This window comes from Micromonospora sp. WMMD956, from assembly GCF_029626125.1.
Taxonomy (GTDB): Bacteria; Actinomycetota; Actinomycetes; order Mycobacteriales; family Micromonosporaceae; genus Micromonospora; species Micromonospora carbonacea.
On record NZ_JARUBI010000005.1, the window covers coordinates 6,485,527 to 6,503,658 of the forward strand.

The window sequence follows — 18,132 nt, forward strand, 5'->3', positions numbered from 1 at the left end:
ACTGGAAAATATCCGGCGAAGAAATTAGTCTGCCGTAAGTTTTCCCGCGATGCGAGTCCTGCGCGGGGCTTCGGGCGGCTGGACAGGGGAGGTCGGCGTGACGTCACCGGTGGGTCTGCACCGTGTTGTCGAACCGGCGGGGGTGCTGCCGCAGGCGGCGTGGCGGTTGGACGCCAGCGCGCGGATCGCGCCGAACGAGGTGCGGATCCGGGTGGAGCGGTTGAACCTGGACGCGGCGAGTTTCCGGCAGTTGTGGCAGAAGCACGGCGGGGACGGGGGGAAGGTCCGCGCCGAGGTGCTGGAGATCGTCGCGACGCGGGGGAAGATGCAGAACCCGGTGACGGGGTCGGGCGGGATGCTGATCGGCACCGTGGAGGAGGCGGGCCGGCGGTCGCCGTTGGGGCTGCGGGTGGGTGACCGGGTGGCGACGTTGGTGTCGCTGACGTTGACCCCGTTGACGGTCACCGACGGGTTGGCCCGTTGGGACGGGCGCAGCGAGCAGGTGCCGTGCGACGGGCACGCGATCCTGTTCGCCCGGTCGATCGCGGCGGTGCTGCCGCCGGATCTGCACCCCGAGCTGTCTCTCGCGGTGTTGGACGTGTGCGGGGCGCCGGCGTTGACGGCGCGGGTGGTGGCCGAGCAGGTGGCGCGGCGTTCCCGTGAGGGTGACCCGCGTCCGGTGTCGGTGGCGGTGATCGGCGGGGCCGGCAAGAGCGGGTCGTTGTCCCTGGCGGCGGCGCGGCGGGCGGGCGCCGCCCGTACCGTCGGGGTGGTGCCGGTGGTGGCGGAGCGGGACGCGCTGACGGCGGCCGGGCTGGCCGATGTGGTGGCGTTGGCGGATGCGCGGGATCCGGTGGGGTTGTCGACGGCGGTGACGTCGGCGTTGGGGGCGCCGGCGGACGTGACGGTGGTGTGCGTGGACGTGCCGGGTTGTGAGCACGGGGCGGTGTTGGCCACGGCGGACGGCGGGACGGTGATCTTCTTCTCGATGGCGACGAGTTTCGCGGCGGCGGCGTTGGGGGCGGAGGGGTTGGCGGCGGACGTGACGATGCTGGTGGGCAACGGGTACGTGCCGGGGCACGCGGAGTTGGCGTTGGGGTTGTTGCGGTCGGAGCCTGGGGTGCGCGGCCTGTTCGAGGCCCGGTTGGCGGCAGACTGACGTCATGACTAGTCCCTCGATCTTGTACCGCGGTGGTGTGCTGCACTGTCCGGCGGATCCGCGTGCGACGGCGTTGTTGGTGCGTGACGGGCGGATCGCCTGGTTGGGGGTGGATGCGGAGGCGCCGGCGGCGGACCGGGTGGTGGATCTGGCGGGGGCGTTGGTGACGCCGGCGTTCGTGGACGCGCACGTGCATGCGACGGACACGGGGTTGGCGTTGGCGGGGCTGGATCTGTCGGGGGTGGGGTCGGCGGGGCAGTTGTTGGACGCGGTGGCGGTGTTCGCGGCGGGGTTGCCGGGTGACGCGGTGGTGTTGGGGCACGGGTGGGACGAGTCGGGTTGGGACGATCCGCGGTTGCCGGATGCGGTGGCGTTGGGTCGGGCGGCGGGTGGGCGGCGGGTGTACCTGTCGCAGGCGTCGATCCATTCGGCGTTGGTGTCGGCGGCGTTACTGGCGGCGTGTCCCGAGGTGGTGGCGGCGGCCGGGTTCGACGCGTCGGGGTGGTTGCGGCGGGACGCGCATCACGTGGTGCGGGCGGCGGCGTTCGGGTCGGTGACGCGGGCGCAGCGGGTGGCGGCGCAGCGGCGGGCCCTGGCGCATGCGGCGTCGTTGGGGATCGCGGCGGTGCACGAGTGTGGCGGTCCGGAGATCTCCGACGAGGAGGACTTCACGGGGTTGCTGGCGGTGTCCGGGCGGGGTGTGCCGGAGGTGTACGGGTACTGGGGTGAGTTGTTGGGTGCGGCGCGGGCGCGGGAGTTGGGTGCGGTGGGTGCGGGTGGGGACCTGTTCGCGGACGGTGCGTTGGGGTCGCGGACGGCGCACGTGTCGGCGGCGTACCTGGATGGGGAGCCGGGGGCGTGCGGGCACGGGTACGTGACGGCGGAGCAGGTGCGTGACCACTTGTTGGATTGTGTGGCGCACGGGGTGCAGGGCGGGTTCCACGCGATCGGTGATGCGGCGATCGGGACGGTGTTGGCGGGGTTCGCGGGGGCGGCGGAGCGGGTGGGGGTGGAGCGGTTGCGGGCGGGGCGGCATCGGGTGGAGCACGCGGAGTTGATGGGGCGGCGGTCGATCGCGGGTTTCGTGGAGTTCGGGATCGTGGCGTCGATGCAGCCGGCGTTCGACCGGTTGTGGGGTGGTGCGGGTCGGATGTATGAGGCGCGGTTGGGGTTGTCGCGGTCGTTGGAGTCGAATCCGATGGGTGCGATGCATTCGGTGGGGGTGGCGTTGGCTTTCGGGTCTGATTCGCCGGTGACGCCGTTGGATCCGTGGGGTTCGGTGCGGGCGGCGGCAGCGCATCACAATCCGGTGCAGCGGATGAGTGTGCGGGCGGCGTTCGCGGCGCACACCCGGGGTGGGTGGCGGGCGGTGCACCTGGACAACGAGGGTGTGTTGGCGTTGGGGGCGCCGGCGACGTTCGCGGTGTGGGACGCCCCGGCGGGGGTGGATCGGGGGTTGCCGGTGTTGCAGGCCGAGGATCCGGAGTTGCGGGGTGCGGATGATCCGACGCCGTTGCCGGTGTGTCGGGCGACGGTGTTGCGGGGTGACGTGATCTACGAGGAAGGCGTGTCGTGACGGGCAAGCTTGGGTTGGATCCGGCGCTGGTGGGGCGGGCGCGGGAGTTGGCGCGTCGGGCCGGGCAGCCGGTGGTGGATCTGGCGCGTAGCCACACGACGGTGTCGGTGGAGCGGGCGGTGTTGCGGCTCGCGGGGGTGTCCGGTGCTGATCCGGACGGGATTCCGTGGGTGAACCGTCTGGTGGACGCGGTGGTCGCCGATGTGGGGTTGGGGCACGGGGTGGCGGTGCCGGTGTTCGACGCGTTGGCGCGGGAGGGCGTGTCGGATGTGACGTTGTTGGCGCAGAAGGCGGCGGCCGGGTCGGTGCGGTTCGAGGTGCCGTCGGGGCGGGCGGCGTCGGCGGCGCGGCGGGGGTCGCGGCGGGCGGTGGCGGCGGGGATCCGGCGCATCGATCGGCGGCGGGCGGAGCGGGATCGTCTGGTGAGGCGGTTCGGGGATCCGGCGCGGCGGCCGTGGATCTATCTGATCGTGGCGACGGGTGACATCTACGAGGACATTCCGCAGGCGCAGGCGGCGGCGCGGGCGGGTGCGGACGTGATCGCGGTGATCCGGTCGACGGGGCAGTCGTTGTTGGACTATGTGCCGGAGGGGGCGACGCGGGAGGGGTTCGCGGGGACGTATGCGACGCAGGAGAACTTCCGGTTGATGCGGGCGGCGTTGGATGAGTCGTCGCGGGAGTTGGGTCGGTACGTGCGGTTGACGAACTACGCGTCGGGTCTGTGTATGCCGGAGATGGCGACGTTGGCGGGCCTGGAGCGGCTGGACATGATGCTCAACGATTCGATGTACGGGATCTTGTTCCGGGACATCAATCCGATCCGGACGTTCGTGGACCAGCGGTTCTCGCGGCAGGTGCACGCGCGGGCGGGGATCATCATCAACACGGGTGAGGACAACTATCTGACCACTGCGGACGCGGTGGACGAGGCGCACACGGTGACGGTGTCGCAGTTGTTGAACGAGTTCTTCGCGCACGAGGCGGGTTTGGCGGACTGGCAGTTGGGGTTGGGGCACGCGTTCGAGATCAATCCGGATGTGCCGGAGTCGTTGCGTCTGGAGTTGGCGCATGCGTTGTTGGCGCGGGAGTTGTTTCCGGATGCGCCGTTGAAGTGGATGCCGCCGACGAAGCACATGACGGGGGACGTGTTCCGGGGGAACCTGCTCGACGGGTTCTTCAATCTGGTGGGTGCGATGACGGGGCAGGGGATTCTGCTGGTGGGGATGATGACGGAGGCGGTGGTGACGCCGTGGTTGTCGGACCGGGACATCGCGTTGCAGAACGTGCGGTACGTGTTGGGTGCGGCGGGTGGGTTGCACGAGGATTTCGTGCCGGCGTCGGGTGGGTTCATCCAGCAGCGGGCGCGCCGGGTGTTGGGTGAGGCGGTGGAGCTGTTGGAGCGGATCGGGGATCAGTCGTTGTTGACGGCGATCGCGGAGGGCACGTTCGGGATCATGAAGCGGCCGGCGGACCGGGGGAAGGGTCTTTCCGGGGTGGCGCGGCATGAGGGGGACTACTACAACCCGGCGACGGAGATCCTGGAGCTGCCGGCATGAGCGAGCGCACCGAGCGAAGCGAGGGCCGCGAGAGCATGCCTGGCCAGCACAGCATGAGCGAGCGAAGCGAGGGCATGTCCGGCCGGCGCGGCACGGGTGGGAAGAGCATCGTGCGGCCGTACGGGGACACGACGGGTGACGGCATGGTGCAGGTGTCGTTCACGTTGCCGGTGCCGCACGACAAGCGGGCCGAGGGCGCGGCGGTGCAGCTGGCGAACAGGATGGGCATGGATCCGGCGATGCTGGTGCACGCCAAGCCGATCGGTGACGGGTTCACGTTCTTCGTGGTGTATGGGCGGGTGAACCATCTGGTGGACCTGTCGACGGTGCAGGTGGTGGAGCGTGACTTCCCGCTGTTGTCGGCGAAGGAGGTCAACGCGATGGTGAAGCGGCGGCTGCGGCGGAAGCTGTCGGTGGTGGGCGCGTGCATCGGCACGGATGCGCACACGGTGGGGATCGACGCGATCCTCAACGTGAAGGGCATCGCGGGGGAGAAGGGCCTGGAGTACTACCGGGAGTTGAAGGTGACGAACCTGGGTGCGCAGGTGAGTGTGCCGGAGCTGGTGGAGGCGGCGCGGCGGGAACGCGCCGACGCGGTGCTGGTGTCGCAGGTGGTGACGCAGCGGGATGCGCATCTGCACAACACGCGGGAGATGTCGGCGGCGTTCCGGGAGGCGTTGCCGGCGGGGCGGCGGCCGTTGCTGATCGTGGGTGGGCCGCGGTTCGACGAGACGATGACCGCCGAGTTGGGCGTGGATCGGATCTTCGGTCGGGGCACCACCCCGGGCGAGGTGGCCAGCTATCTCGTCCATGCGTTGATCACGTCGAGGAAGGCGGGTGTGGCATGAGTGATTCCCGGGTCGGTCTGACCGTCGTGCACCGCCGGTATGTGCCGTATGCGCATGCCCACTATGCGGGGAACCTGGTGGACGGGGCGTACGCGTTGGGGTTGTTCGGGGACGTGGCGACGGAGGTGTGTATCCGGACCGACGGGGACGAGGGGTTGTTCGCGTCGTATTCGCAGGTGCAGTTCCGGGCGCCGGTGCGGGCGGGTGACGTGGTGGAGGTGGCGGCGACGGTGACGCGGGTGGGCACGCGCAGCCGCACGATCGACTTCGAGGCGCGGGTGGTGTGTCGGGGGCGTCCGGACCGGGGTGGGTCGGCCGCGGAGGTGTTGGCCGAGCCGATCGTGGCGGTGACGGCGACCGGCACGGTGGTCGTGCCGCCGGTGGCGTGAGCAGGGCGGTCTGCGTCGACGTCGGTTCGACGTACACGAAGGCGGTGGTGGTCGATCTGGACGGCGGCCGGCTGGTGGGTGCGGGGGCGTCGCCGACGACGGTGGGTTCGGATGTGCTGCTCGGGTTGGACGCGGCGGTGGGTGCGGCGACGGCGGCGGCCGGTGTGGGTGATGTGCCGTGGTACGTGTGTTCGTCGGCCGGTGGTGGGTTGCGCCTGGCGGTGGTGGGCTACGAGGCGTTGGTGACGGCGCAGGCGGGTCGGCGGGTGGGCCTGTCGGCGGGGGCGGACGTGGTGCACGTGGCCGCGGGCCGGTTGGGTGCGGCGGAGGTGGCGGCGTTGCGGGCGGCGCGTCCGGATGTGGTGTTGCTGGTGGGTGGCACCGACGGTGGGGACGCGGAGGTGTTGACGCACAACGCGACGCGGCTGGCGCGGGCGCGGTGGCGGGTGCCGGTGGTGTTGGCGGGCAACGTCGACGTGCGCGAGGAGTTGCGGGCGGTGTTGGCCGGGTCGGGGGTGCCGGTGTCGGTGGCCGACAACGTGTTGCCGCGGATCGGGGTGTTGGAGCCGGGGTCGGCGCGGGCGGCGATCCGGGAGGTGTTCCTGCGGCATGTGATCGGTGGGAAGCGCCTGTCGCGGGGGCCCCGGTTCGGGCGGCTGGTGCGGGCGGCGACGCCGGACGCGGTGTTGACGGGGGTGGAGGTCCTCGCCGACGCCGTCGGTGGCGATCTGCTGGTGGTGGACGTGGGTGGGGCGACGACGGACGTGTATTCGGTGTTGACGCCGGACGAGCGGGCGGGCGGGCCGGGGCGGGAGGTCGCCGGGTCGTTGTGGCGGGCCCGCACGGTGGAGGGGGACCTGGGGGTGCGGTGGAGCGCGCCAGGTGTGGTGCGGGCGGCGGCGCAGGAGCGGCTGGTCGACGCGGCGGAGGAGGCGGCGTTGGCGGTGGCGGCGCGGGCGCGGGCGGCTGATCCGGGGTGGGTGGCGGCGGATGAGGCGGGGTGGGTGGTGGACGCGCGGATCGCGGCGTTGGCGGCGACGGTGGCGGTGCGTCGGCACGCGCGGGGCGGTGCGACAGGGGAGCGTGGGGGGCGGGATCTGCGGGACGTGCGGCTGCTGGTCGGGTCGGGGGGTGTGTTGCGTCACGTGCCGGCGGGGGTGGGGGCGGGGGTGTTGGGGGCGGTGTTGGCGGATCATGCGGGCGGGTGGGCGGTGCCGCGGGCGGCGCGGGCGGTGGTGGACGTGGAGTACGTGCTGGCGGCGGCGGGGTTGTTGGCGGCGGATCATCCGGGGGCGGCGGGGGCGTTGGTGCGGCGGTGCCTGGCGGTGGATTGAGACTCGCCGACGCGACACGCCGGGTCGGGTGGGGCGACTGGCCGGGGGCGGGTTGACAGGGGCCGGGGGGCAGCACGTACCGTCTTTGAGTCCTACTACGGGAAGCGGCTGTTGTTCGCTTCGTCCCTTCGTCCGCTGGCCGAGTGACCTTCGACGGTTGCGGCGGCCAGGTCCAGCGGGCGGGGGTCGGCGGGGCGGCGCGAACCGGCCGCGGTTACCGGTGTACGGGCAGGGTGAGGTGCGCGGCCAGTAGACAACGGTCGGGCGGGGGCAGCCAGTTTCCCGTCGGGTCGGTCCGAAGGTCGTGGCGCCTGATCCTCGCCCCACCGGCCGGGAAGGGCCTGGGAGCATCGGGGTGCGGCGTAGGCCGTGCCCCGATTTCCGTTTCGCAGGTGGCGTCTGTCGCCGGGTCGGCGCGGTGGTGCGGGTAGCCTTCGGCGGTGTGATCGCAGGTGAGATGCCGGTGACGGCTGTCGCGCAGGACCCGTCGTCTGCGCCGGTGGCGCGTCCGGCCGCAGGGCCGTTGCCGTTGCGGGTGGCCGTGCCGGCGGCGGTGGCGGCCGGGTTGGTGCTGCTGGTGGCGTTCCCGCCGTACGACTGGTGGGTGGCTGCCCCGGTGGGGGTGGCGTTGCTGGCCGCGGCGGCGCACCGGCGTCGGGTGCGCGCGGGCGCGGGGTTGGGTTTCCTGGCGGGGTTGGCGTTGTTCGCGCCGCTGCTGGAGTGGACGAACCTGCACACGGGGATGCTGCCGTGGGTGTTGTTGTCGCTGTCGCAGGCGGCGGTGGTGGCGTTGCTGGGTGCCGCGTCGGCGTGGGTGTCGCCGGTGGTGGACCGGTGGCGGTGGGCGTGGCCGGCGGTGTGCGGGGTGTTGTGGGTGGCGCAGGAGGCGCTGCGGTCGCGGGCCCCGTTCGGGGGGTTCCCGTGGGGCCGGTTGGCGTTCAGCCAGGGCGATGCGCCGACGCTGCGGTTGGCGGCGTGGGGTGGGGCGCCGGTGGTGACGTTCGCGGTGGCCGTGGCGGGTGGGCTGGTGGTGGCGGCGCTGTGGCGGCCGTGGCGGGCCGGGGGTGCGCGGGTGCGGTGGGCGGCGGTGGGGCCGGCGGTCGCGGCGGTGGCGGTGCTGTCGGTGGGGTGGCTGGTGCCGGTGGGGGTCGCCGGTGGTGGGGCGACGGTGACGGTGGCGGTGGTGCAGGGCAACGTGCCGCGGTTGGGGTTGGACTTCAACGCCCAGCGGCAGGCGGTGCTGAACAATCATGTGCAGGCGACGTTGGACCTGGCGGCGCAGGTGGCGGCTGGGCAGCGCCCGCAGCCGGACCTGGTGGTGTGGCCGGAGAACGCCAGCGACATCGATCCGTTGCGCAGTGCGGCGGCCGGTGAGCGCATCGGTGTGGCGGCGGCGGCGGTGCGGGCGCCGATCCTGGTGGGCGCGGTGCTGGTGGGGCCGGGGCCGGGGCAGAGCCAGAACGCGGGGATCCTGTGGCGGCCGGGGGCCGGGCCGGACCTGGAGCAGATGTACACGAAGCGGCATCCGGTGCCGTTCGCGGAGTACGTGCCGTTGCGGGACGTGGCGCGGATGGTCAGCAAGGAGGTCGACCGGGTCCGCAGCGACATGGTGGCCGGTGACCGGCCGGGGGTCGTCGACGCGGGTGCGGTGACCGTGGGTGACGTGATCTGTTTCGAGGTGGCCTACGACGGGTTGGTGCGGGACACCGTCACCGGCGGCGCGCAGCTGCTGGTGGTGCAGACGAACAACGCGACGTTCGACGTGGCGGAGGCCCGCCAGCAGTTGGCGATGGTGCGGGTGCGGGCGGTGGAGCACGGCCGTGCGTCGTTGATGGCGTCGACGGTGGGGGTGTCCGGGTTCGTGGGCGCCGACGGGCGGGTATCCGACGCCACCGGGTTCAACACCCGCGCCGTGGTGTCGCGGCAGCTGCGCCTCGGTGACGGGCGCACCCTGGCCACCCGGGTCGGGGTGTGGCCGGAGGTGGCGTTGGTCGCGGTGGCGGTGGCCGTGGTGGCCGGTGCGGCGGTGCTGCGCCGGCGGCGCTCGGGCGCCGAACGGTCCCGGGTGACGGTGGGCTGACGGATGCGCCGGGGGGTGCCGGCGGGAACGGTGGGTGCAGCGGTGGGCGTGCGAGCACGGGCGGGCCGGGCGCCGCTGCGGCGGGTGCTGGTGGTCATCCCCACCTACAACGAGGCCGACAACGTGACGTCGATCGTGGCGCGGGTGCGGGCCGCCGTCCCGGAGGTGGACGTGTTGGTCGCCGACGACGCCAGCCCCGACGGCACGGGGGTCCTCGCCGACGCCCTGGCGGCCTGCGACGGGCGGGTGCACGTGCTGCACCGGGCCGGTAAGGAGGGGCTCGGCGCGGCGTATCTGGCGGGGTTCGCGTGGGCGCGGGAACGCGGCTACGACGCGGTGGTGGAGATGGACGCCGACGGTTCCCACGCGCCGGAGGACCTGCCGAGGTTGTTGGCCGCGGCCGCCGACGCGGACGTGGTGATCGGGTCGCGGTGGTGCCGGGGGGCGCGGGTGGTGGGGTGGCCGCTGCGGCGGCTGCTGCTGTCGCGGTGCGGGAACCTGTACACGCGGGTGGCGTTGGGGATGCCGGTGACGGACGCGACGGGCGGGTACCGGGTGTACCGGTTGGCGGTGTTGGACGCGGTGGACCTGGGGTCGGTGTGTTCGCAGGGGTATTCGTTCCAGGTGGAGTTGTCGCGGTTGGCGCATCGGGCGGGGGCGCGGATCGTGGAGGTGCCCATCACGTTCGCGGAGCGTCAGCGGGGGGCGAGCAAGATGAGCGGGTTGATCGTGGCGGAGGCGTTGTGGCGGGTCAGCGTGTGGGCGGTGCAGGATCGGCGGGCGGCGTGGCGGCGGGGCCTGCACGGCGACGGTCAGGTGCGGTGGCCGTGAGCGGCGGCGTGTCATGCTTGCGGGACCGGGTGGTGGGACGCGACGGGGCGATGGGGTGAGATGCGCCGGGGACTGAGGTTCGTGCCGTTGGCCGCGTTGGCGGCCGTGCTGGTGGAGCTGGCGGTGTTCGTGGGTGTCGGCCGGGCGGTCGGGTTCGGCTCGGCGGTGCTGCTGGTGTTCGCGGCGTCGCTGCTGGGGTTGGTGCTGCTGCGGCGGGAGGGCATGCGCGCGTGGCGGGGGTTCCGGGCTGCCGCGCAGGCGGGCGCGCCGCCGGGCCCGCAGGTCACCGACGGGCTGGTGGGCCTGTTGGGGGCGCTGCTGCTGGCGGTGCCGGGCCTGGTCTCCGGCGTGGTGGGGTTGGTGCTGCTGGTGCCGCCGGTGCGGCGGCTGGCGGGCGCGGGGGTGCGCCGGGCCACGGAGCGGCGGGTGTCGTCGATGGTGGCCGGTGACCTGTTCGGGCCGCGGCGGGTGCGGGTGCGCCGCGGCGACGCGCCACCGGCCGGGCAGCCCGAGCCGACGGTGGTCGACAGTGGCGCGGCCATCGAGGGTGAGATCGTCGACCGGTAGCCGGTCGCAGACGCGAAACGCCCCCGCGGGGATGATCCCTGCGGGGGCGTCGTCGGCGGTGGGTCAGGCGCGGCCGCGGCGGGTGCGCACCTCCTGGAGCCGTTCGGCGAGGATGTCCTCCAGCTCGGCGATGGAACGGCGCTCCAGCAGCATGTCCCAGTGGGTGCGCGGCGGCTTGGCCTTCTTCTGCTCCGGCTCGGTGCCGTCGACCAGGCGGGCGACGCTGCCGTCGAACTTGCACTCCCAGGTCGTGGGGACCTCGGCGTCGACGGCGAACGGCACCTCGAACTGGTGGCCCTTGGCGCAGAGGTACTCGCGGGTCTGACGCGGCGCGAGCTCCGTGTTGCGGTCGGATTCGTAGCTGACCGCGCCCAGACGGCTTCCGCGCAGCATACGCTCGCCCATGATCGACTTCCCCTCGTTCGTGGTGGTGGCCTTCAGGTCCAACGGTGTCTGTCGGCCGGGTCATTCCCGCCCCGCCGGGCCGCACCCCGCCGGCCGGCGGGACGCGGCGAGCCCCGCCGCCCCTGCAAGGGTAGCCGGCCACGCCAGGTGCCCGGCGGGGTCGTCCCGGCCGGGCGAATCGGAGGAGGTGTCCGGCGGCTCACCGGGGATGCTACCCATTCCCGCGCGGGCGCGGGCGGCGACGCCCGGTGACGCGCCGGCCGCCGCGCCCACCGGCGCCGTCACCGGGGTGGGGCGCCCAGCCGGGCCAGCGCGGTGGCGAGGTCGCTGACCTGGTCGACCAGTTGCGCCGAGCGGCGCTGCGCGGCATCGCGTTCGGCCTCGGCCGCGCGCAGCCGTACCTCCAGCTCACCGAGGCGGCCCTCGACGGCGGCGGCGGCCTCCCGCGCGGCCGCCGCCTGGCCGGTGGCCGCGTCGTGGGCGGCGGTGGCCTCGGCCAGCCGCGCCGCCAGCGCCGCCGCGTCCTGGCGGGCGGCCTGCGCCTGCGCCCGGGCGGCCTCGGCGTCGCGGCGCGCGTCGGCGGTGTCGGCGCGCAGCCGGTCGGCCTGGTCGCGGGCCCGCTGCGCGTCGGCGCGGGCGGCGTCGGCGCCCAGCGCGGCGCTGCGCGCGTCGGCGAGGGCCTGCCGGGCCTGCGCGTCGGCCTGCTCGGCCCGCTCGCGGGCCTGCGCCGCAGCTTCGGCGTCGCGGCGCGCGGCCTCCCGGGCGGCGTCGCGTTCGACGCCCAGGTCGGCGGCGCGTTGCCGCTCGGCGTCGCGTTCGCCGCGTACCGTGCGCAGCTCGTGGCGGGCCGCGTCGCGGTCCCGTTCGGCCTGCACCCGCAGCGCCTGCGCCGCGTCCGCGTCGCGGCGCGCGGCGTCGCGGGCCGCCTCGGCGGCGTCGGCCCGCTGCCGGTCGGCGGCCGCGTCGGCCAGCGCCGCGTCGGCGCGGGCGACGGCGGCGTCGCGTTCGGCGGTGACGGTGCGGGCCTGCTGGCCGGCGCGGGCGGCGGCCGCCGCCGCGTCCTGGGCGTCGCGGCGGGCCTCGTCGCGTTCGGTGTGCGCCTGGGCGAGTTCCGCGGCGGTCTCCGCGCGCAGCTGGGCCAGCTGCCGCTGCACCCCCGCCGGGGACAGCTCAGCGTGCAACGCCTCGGTGAGGGTCTGCACGATCTGGTCGAGGCGGTCCACCGCCTCCCAGGTGCGGGCCACCTGACCGGGCAGGCCGGGGGCGTTGCGGTGCCGCATCCGGCTGTTGCGCGAGGCCCGCTGGCAGGCGCCGTCGTTGTCGCGGCAGTAGCGGAACGGCCGGCCCGCGCCGGCCCGCTGCGGCACGTCGCGCCCGCAGTGGGCGCAGGGGCGGATGTCGGCGGCGGGGGAGGGCTGGTCGTCCATCGAGGCGGAAGTCTAACGGCGGCGGCCGCCCGGCCTGGCCGGGCCTGCGGCGGCAGGTGGTTAACAAGGGGCCCCTGCTCTACCGGAGGCGATAACAAGGGGCCCCTGCTTGCGCGTCAGCCGGCGGCGCGGGCCGCGCCGTCGAGGGTGTAGCGGCGTTGCAGCAGCACCGCGGCGAGCATCAGCGCGGCCGGCAGCAGCCCGAATCCGTAGCGGATCGCGGCCCCGGCCGCGTCCGGCTGGTCGACGACCTGACCGCCGGTGGAGGCGACGAACCCGCCGGCGGTCAGGCACAGCGCGAACGCGTAGGGGCCCAGCGCCGCGCCGGTGGCCTCGGTGGCCGTCCACACCCCGGCGTAGGTGCCCGCGCCGGTGCCGCCGGCGGCGCGGATGACGTCGGGCATCATCGCGAACGGCAGCAGCTGCATGCCGGCGAACGCGATGCCGAGCACCGTCACCGCCGCGACCAGGACGGGCAGGCCGGCGGGGGCACCTGCGGCCAGGACCAGCGATCCGGCCGCGAACGCGCCCTGTGCGACCAGCAGGGCCCGCTGCTTGCCGGCGCGGCGGGCCGCAGCCAGCCACACCGGGGTGACCAGCAGCGCCGGGGCGACGAACGCGGCGACCAGCACCGTGGTCAGCGCCGGGCGGCCCAGCTCGTACTCGGCGTAGTACGGCACCCCGGCCAGCACCAGGTGTGTCGTGGTGGACATCGCCAGGTAGGCGGCGACCAGCCAGCGGAACTGCCCGTCGCGCAGCGCCGCCGCCAGCGCCGGCCAGCCGCCCGGCGCGTGGCGGTGCGCGGTGACGCCGGCGCGCCGGCGCAGCCGGCCGATGCCGGCGACCCCGGCCAGCATGGCGACGCCGGCGGCGACGCCCAGCAGCAGGCCCATCCGCTGGTAGCCGCCGCGGGTCGCGGCGTCCCCGCCGGCCAGCAGCGGCGCGAGCAGCCCGGAGACCAGGATCCCGGCGGTGAGCACCACCATCCGGAACGCCATCAGCCGGGTCCGCTCGTGGTAGCCGATCCGCAGGTCGGCCGGGGTGGCCAGGTAGGGCACCTGGTAGGCGGCGAACAGCAGGTTCCCGGCGACGAACCAGGCCGCGACCCACCCGGCTGCGGCCGCGCCGGCGAGGCCGCCGGGCACCGCGAACAGCGCGGCGAACGCCGCCGGCAGGGCGCAGCCGGCCAGCAGCAGCCGCCGCCGGTCGCCGCGGCGGGCCGCCCCGGCGTCGCTGAGGTGGCCGACCCACGGGTGGGCCAGCACGTCGACGACCTTCGGGGCCAGCAGGACCAGGCCGGCCAGCCACGGTGTCACCGCGAGCACGTCGGTGAGGAAGTACAGCAGCAGCAGCCCGGGTACGGTGACCCACACGCCCATGCCGAGGGAGCCGGCGGCGAAGCCGAGCAGCGGGCCGCGCGGCAGGCCCGCCCGTGGCGCGGGGGCCGGGTCGGTCATGGTGGGGTCCCTTCGGCGGCACGCCGCCGCCAAATCCAACGGTTGCTGGATTGTAGGGGGACAATGGCGCCCATGACCATGCCCCGACGGCGGCCCGGCCGACCCCGACGTTCCGAGAGCCGGGACACCCGCGAGGTGGTGCTGACCGCCGCCACCGCGCTGTTCGCCGCCCGGGGCTTCGACGCCGTCGGGCTGCGGCAGGTCGCCGCCGCCGCCGGCGTCGACGTCGCCACGGTCTCCCACCACACCGGCACGAAGGCCCAGCTCTACGACGCCTGCTTCGCCCGGGTGTTCGTCGCCGAACGCGACGCCCTGCGGGCGGCGACGCGCGCGGCCCACGACGCCCTCGACACCGGGCCCACCGCCGCCCGGGGGGCGCTGCACGACCTGGTCGACGTGTTCGTGGACTTCCTCCAGGAGCACCCGCAGACCACCGCCCTGTGGCTGCGCCGCTGGCTGGAGCCGCACCGGCACGCCGACCTCGACGAGCGGTACTCCGCGCCGCTGTACGAGCTGGTGGAGCAGTTGCTGCGGGCCGCGGCGGACGCCGGGGCGCTGGTCGAGCCCACCCCGCACATCACGGTGCGCAGCCTGGTCTGGGCCGTGCACGCGCACGTGGTGGCGCTGGCCGCGGACGCGGCCTCGGCGCAGCGGGAACGCCGGGAGTTCCGCGCCTTCGTGCACCGGTTCCTCGACGGCCTGTACTGGCCCGGCGGGCGACCGGACGCGCGATAGCCGGCGGCGCACGGGACCGGCCCGCGCGCCGCCGGCGGGATCGTCAGCGCCGCATCAGCGCGAACACCCCCCACCCGAGGTGGGGGCGCTGGTAGCGGACGTACTGCTGCGGCGCGGCGTCGAGCTCGGCGCGCAGCTCGCCGGCCAGCTCGTCGTCGGGATGGGCGTCGAGCCAGCGGCGCACCGACAACCACTGCGCGGCGACGTAACGGTCCCAGCTGTCCTCGTCGGCGAGGACCATCTCCACCAGGTCGAAGCCGAGCCGGCCGTAGAGGGCGACCAGGCCCGGCAGGTCGTGGAAGTCCTCCCGGGCGGTGGCGTGGCAGGCCGCCACCGTCGCCTCGTCGGGCGGGTCGGCCCGCCAGAACGGCTCGCCGACCAGTAGTAGGCCGCCGGGGCGCAGGGCGCGTTCGAGCAGCTCGATGGTGCCCGCGACGCCGCCGCCGATCCAGGTCGCCCCGACGCAGGCGGCGACGTCGACCGCGGTGCCGGCGGTGTACGCGGCGGCGTCGCCGTGCACGAACGTCACCCGCCCGGCGACGCCCAGCTCGGCGGCGCGGGCCCGGGCGGCCTCGACGAAGGCGGTGCTGATGTCGACCCCGGTGCCGGTCACCCCGTGGGCGCGGCTCCACTGGCAGAGCATCTCGCCGCTGCCGCAGGCCAGGTCGAGCAGGGTCGTGCCCGGCCGCAGGCGCAGCGCCCGCCCGAGGGTGGCGAGCTTCTCGGCGGTGAAGGGGTTGTGGATGCGGTGGTCGCGTTCGCGGATGACAAAGCTACGTGGCAGGTCCACTTCTCGGTTTCCTCACGTCGGGGGCGGGGGTCTGCTGGGCGGGCGCGCTCGACACGGGCATCCGGAACACCTCCACGGGACGTGAGGTCCGTAAGGTAACCGCGGCGCGCGGCGGCGTCGACCGCATTACCGGCCCGCGAGGGCCGGACGTCTTGACGCCGGGCCATCGACCCCCGCATTATCCATCGAGTGTTGGATTAATGTGGGGGAGGACGACGACATGGGGCAGCCCCCACGGGTCGCGGTGATCGGCGCCGGCGCCGCCGGCCTGGCCACCCTCAAGGCCCTCGCCGACGCCGACGTGTCGGCCGTGGCCTTCGAGACGGCCGACACCGTCGGCGGCCTGTGGGTGTACGGGGCGCCGGGCTCGCCCGCCTACCGCACCCTGCACCTCAACACCAGCCGGACCCGCACCCAGTTCGCCGACCACCCCATGCCCGCCCACTGGCCCGACTACCCCCACCACACCCGCGTCGCCGGCTACCTGCACGACTACGCCCGGCGCTTCGGGCTCCTCGACGCCGTCCGGCTGCGGCACACCGTCGTCGGGGTCACCCGTGGCCCCGACGACCGGTGGACCGTGCGGGCCACCGGCGGCGACGGCGTCAGCGAGGTCACCGTCGCCGCCGTCGTCGTCGCCAACGGCCACAACCGGGTGCCCCGCCCGCCCGAGCCCCCGCCCGCCGGCGACAGCACCGCCGAACAGCTCCACAGCCACGCCTACCGCGGCCCCGAGCAGCTCGCCGGCCGGCGGGTCCTCGTCGTCGGCGGCGGCAACTCCGCCATGGACATCGCCGTGGACGCCTCCCACACCGCCCGACGCACCCTGCTGTCGCTGCGCCGCGGCGTGTGGGTGGTGCCCAAGCACCTGCTGGGCCGCCCGTCGGACACCCTCAACGGTGCGCTCGCGCGGCGGCTGCCCTGGCGGCTGCGCCAACGGATCAGCCAGGCCCTGCTCACCGCCGCCGTCGGCCCGCCCACCCGCTACGGGCTGCCCGCCCCCACCCACGGCCTCCTCCAGGACCATCCCACCCTCTCCGACGCGCTGCTGTCGCGGCTCACCCACGGCGCGATCGAGGCCCGCCCCGGCATCGCCGCGTTCCACGGCGACGAGGTCGAGTTCGCCGACGGCCGCGTCGACGCCGTCGACCTGGTCGTCTGGTGCACCGGCTACCGCATCGAGCTGCCGTTCCTCGACCCCGCCCTGCTCGGCGCGGGCCCCGACACCCTGCCGCTGTACCGGCACGTGTTCCACCTCGACGCTCCCGGCCTGGCCTTCGTCGGGCTGACCCAGTCCACCGGGGCGGCGTTCCCCCTGCTGGAGGCGCAGGCCCGCCTCGTCGCCGCCCGCATCGCCGGCCGGTACGCCCCACCGGCCCCGGCGGCCCAACGCGCCGCCTGCCGCGCCGAACTGCGCGCCGCCACCGCCCGGTGGGGGCACCGCCGCCCGGCGATGCGCGTCGACTTCGACACCTACCTGGCGCAGCTCGGCCGCGAACTGGCCGCCGGCGCCCGCCGCGCCGCCCGGGACGCGACGTGAGCGCCCTGACCGGCCGCCGCGCCCTCGTCACCGGCGCACGCGGCACCTTCGGCCGGCACCTGTGCGCGGCCCTGCACGCCGCCGGCGCCCACGTCGTCGGCCTCGACCTGCACGCCCACGACCACCCCGACACCCCGGTGCTCGGCGTCGACCTGACCGACCCGGCCGGCACCGCCGCCGCCGTGACCGCCGCCGTCGACCGGCTCGGCGGCCTCGACCTGCTGGTCAACAACGCCGGCGTCGGCGGCCCCGCCCCCGCCGAACTGCCCCCCGACGACACCGTGCGCCAACAGCTCGAGGTGAACCTCCTCGCCGCCTGGCGCACCGCCGCCGCCGCCCTGCCCGCCCTCGTCGCCGACCACGGCCGGGTGATCTTCGTGGCCAGCCGGATGGCGGTGCTGCCGCTGCCCCTGGCCGCCGCGTACGGGGTCAGCAAACGCGCCCTCGTCGCGTACGCCGACGCCCTGCGCCTGGAGGTCGGCACCCACGTCGGCGTCACCGTCGTCTACCCCAGCATGGTCGCCTCACCCATCCACGACAGCACCGCCCGCGCCGGGCTGTCCCTGGACGGGGTGTCCCGCCCCGAACCCGTCGAGGGCGTCGTCGCGGCGATCCTGCGCGCCGCCGCCGCCCGCCGCGCCCCGCGCGACGTGGCCACCACCGCCCGGGGCCGCCTCGAACTGGCCGTCGCCCGTCACGCCCCCGCCCTGGCCGACCGCCTCGTGCGGCGCACCGTCGCCCGCCGGATCGCCGCCGGTGACCTCGACGCCGCGCCGCTGGCCGCCGGCCTCGTGCGCCGCCACCGCCACCCCGGGACGCCCTGACCCCGGCCCGCCCACGGGACGACGCCGGCCGCGCCGGTGGGCGACACTATGGGGATGTCCATGCTCCTGCGGGTCCCCGCGACCCCCCACCACGGCGGGCTGGAGCTGCGCCCCTGGCGCGACGGCGACGTTCCCGAGCTGATCGAGGTCTACCGCGACCCGGTGCTGCGCCACTGGACCCGGCGTCCGGTCGACGACGCCCGCGACGCCCACCGGTGGCTGGTCCGCAGCCGGCAGGGCTGGGCCGCCGGCCGCCGGTTCGCCTTCGCCGTACGCGAACCCCGCCCCGGCGGCGACCGCCTCGTCGCCACCGTCGTGCTCAAGGACGTCCTGCCCGGCCGCCCGCACGCCGAGGTCGGCTACTGGACAGCCGCGTGGGCCCGCGGGCGCGGCGTCGCGCCGCGCGCCGTGCAGGCGGTCACCGACTGGGCGTTCACCCGGTTCGCCGCGACCGGCCTGACCCGCCTGGACCTGCTGCACCATGTCGACAACACCGCCTCCTGCCGGGTCGCCGAGAAGGCCGGCTACCCGTTCCAGGAGACGCTTCCCGCGCGGGCGCCGTTCCCGCTCGACGGGCACCGCCACGCCCGCCACGCGGCCCCCCGCGGGTGAGC

17 protein-coding genes are annotated in these 18,132 nt (G+C 75.0%); 13 read left to right on the forward strand and 4 right to left on the reverse strand.

The features are described from left to right. Window positions 1-49 precede the first annotated feature (49 nt). The 9 genes from O7628_RS28060 to O7628_RS28100 all read left to right on the forward strand — a co-directional run bounded on the left by O7628_RS28060 (window position 50) and on the right by O7628_RS28100 (window position 10,340). Window positions 50-1,159, forward strand: a complete 1,110-nt coding sequence (locus tag O7628_RS28060; protein ID WP_278135164.1) for a zinc-binding alcohol dehydrogenase — start codon at window positions 50-52, stop codon at window positions 1,157-1,159. Between the two features lie 4 nt (window positions 1,160-1,163). Then, the gene (locus O7628_RS28065) at window positions 1,164-2,735 is read left to right on the forward strand and encodes an amidohydrolase family protein (protein WP_278135165.1); all 1,572 of its coding nucleotides are present in this window, start codon (window positions 1,164-1,166) and stop codon (window positions 2,733-2,735) included. Further along, window positions 2,732-4,291, forward strand: coding sequence for a lysine 5,6-aminomutase subunit alpha (locus O7628_RS28070; RefSeq protein ID WP_278135166.1), 1,560 nt, complete (start codon window positions 2,732-2,734; stop codon window positions 4,289-4,291). Before O7628_RS28065 ends, O7628_RS28070 begins: the two co-directional genes overlap by 4 nt. A 74-nt stretch (window positions 4,292-4,365) precedes the next feature. After that, the gene (locus O7628_RS28075) at window positions 4,366-5,139 is read left to right on the forward strand and encodes an OAM dimerization domain-containing protein (RefSeq protein ID WP_278136427.1); all 774 of its coding nucleotides are present in this window, start codon (window positions 4,366-4,368) and stop codon (window positions 5,137-5,139) included. Then, entirely contained in the window at window positions 5,136-5,528 is a 393-nt protein-coding gene (locus tag O7628_RS28080) for a hotdog domain-containing protein (RefSeq protein ID WP_278135168.1), read from the forward strand. The genes O7628_RS28075 and O7628_RS28080 overlap by 4 nt, the downstream gene beginning before the upstream one ends. Then, window positions 5,525-6,862 carry a glutamate mutase L gene (locus O7628_RS28085; RefSeq protein ID WP_278135169.1) on the forward strand — a complete coding sequence of 446 codons (1,338 nt, stop codon included), beginning with the start codon at window positions 5,525-5,527 and terminating at the stop codon, window positions 6,860-6,862. Before O7628_RS28080 ends, O7628_RS28085 begins: the two co-directional genes overlap by 4 nt. A 457-nt stretch (window positions 6,863-7,319) precedes the next feature. Then, window positions 7,320-8,942 (forward strand): apolipoprotein N-acyltransferase, encoded by a 1,623-nt coding sequence (gene lnt / locus O7628_RS28090; RefSeq protein ID WP_278136428.1) that lies wholly within the window; start codon window positions 7,320-7,322, stop codon window positions 8,940-8,942. Window positions 8,943-8,990: 48 nt separating this feature from the next. Next, window positions 8,991-9,773: a polyprenol monophosphomannose synthase gene (locus O7628_RS28095; RefSeq protein ID WP_074476527.1), complete on the forward strand. Its 783-nt coding sequence runs from the start codon at window positions 8,991-8,993 to the stop codon at window positions 9,771-9,773. A gap of 60 nt (window positions 9,774-9,833) precedes the next feature. Continuing rightward, window positions 9,834-10,340 carry an FxsA family protein gene (locus tag O7628_RS28100; RefSeq protein ID WP_278135170.1) on the forward strand — a complete coding sequence of 169 codons (507 nt, stop codon included), beginning with the start codon at window positions 9,834-9,836 and terminating at the stop codon, window positions 10,338-10,340. Between the two features lie 63 nt (window positions 10,341-10,403). On the opposite strand, the gene O7628_RS28105 is transcribed toward O7628_RS28100, so the two are convergent. The 3 genes from O7628_RS28105 to O7628_RS28115 form a co-directional block, all read right to left on the reverse strand. Beyond that, window positions 10,404-10,745, reverse strand: coding sequence for an RNA polymerase-binding protein RbpA (locus tag O7628_RS28105; RefSeq protein ID WP_007070998.1), 342 nt, complete (start codon window positions 10,743-10,745; stop codon window positions 10,404-10,406). A 281-nt stretch (window positions 10,746-11,026) separates the two neighbouring features. Beyond that, a complete protein-coding gene (locus O7628_RS28110) occupies window positions 11,027-12,172 on the reverse strand; it encodes a hypothetical protein (protein WP_278135172.1) in 1,146 nt (381 codons plus the stop codon). Window positions 12,173-12,288: 116 nt separating this feature from the next. After that, a complete protein-coding gene (locus O7628_RS28115) occupies window positions 12,289-13,629 on the reverse strand; it encodes an MFS transporter (protein WP_278135174.1) in 1,341 nt (446 codons plus the stop codon). Window positions 13,630-13,707: 78 nt separating this feature from the next. Here O7628_RS28115 and O7628_RS28120 point away from each other — a divergent pair, with 78 nt between their 5' ends. Next, window positions 13,708-14,364: a TetR family transcriptional regulator gene (locus O7628_RS28120; RefSeq protein ID WP_278136429.1), complete on the forward strand. Its 657-nt coding sequence runs from the start codon at window positions 13,708-13,710 to the stop codon at window positions 14,362-14,364. A gap of 43 nt (window positions 14,365-14,407) precedes the next feature. Here O7628_RS28120 and O7628_RS28125 read toward each other — a convergent pair whose 3' ends face one another. Continuing rightward, a complete protein-coding gene (locus tag O7628_RS28125) occupies window positions 14,408-15,154 on the reverse strand; it encodes a methyltransferase domain-containing protein (protein WP_278135175.1) in 747 nt (248 codons plus the stop codon). A gap of 220 nt (window positions 15,155-15,374) precedes the next feature. Here O7628_RS28125 and O7628_RS28130 point away from each other — a divergent pair, with 220 nt between their 5' ends. The 3 genes from O7628_RS28130 to O7628_RS28140 are packed head-to-tail and all read left to right on the forward strand — an operon-like array spanning window position 15,375 to window position 18,130. Next, a complete protein-coding gene (locus tag O7628_RS28130; protein ID WP_278135177.1) occupies window positions 15,375-16,694 on the forward strand; it encodes an NAD(P)-binding domain-containing protein in 1,320 nt (439 codons plus the stop codon). After that, window positions 16,691-17,518 carry an SDR family NAD(P)-dependent oxidoreductase gene (locus O7628_RS28135; protein ID WP_278135179.1) on the forward strand — a complete coding sequence of 276 codons (828 nt, stop codon included), beginning with the start codon at window positions 16,691-16,693 and terminating at the stop codon, window positions 17,516-17,518. Before O7628_RS28130 ends, O7628_RS28135 begins: the two co-directional genes overlap by 4 nt. A gap of 54 nt (window positions 17,519-17,572) precedes the next feature. Continuing rightward, complete coding sequence (locus O7628_RS28140; RefSeq protein WP_278135181.1) at window positions 17,573-18,130, forward strand: GNAT family N-acetyltransferase; 558 nt, start codon at window positions 17,573-17,575, stop codon at window positions 18,128-18,130. Window positions 18,131-18,132 lie beyond the last annotated feature (2 nt).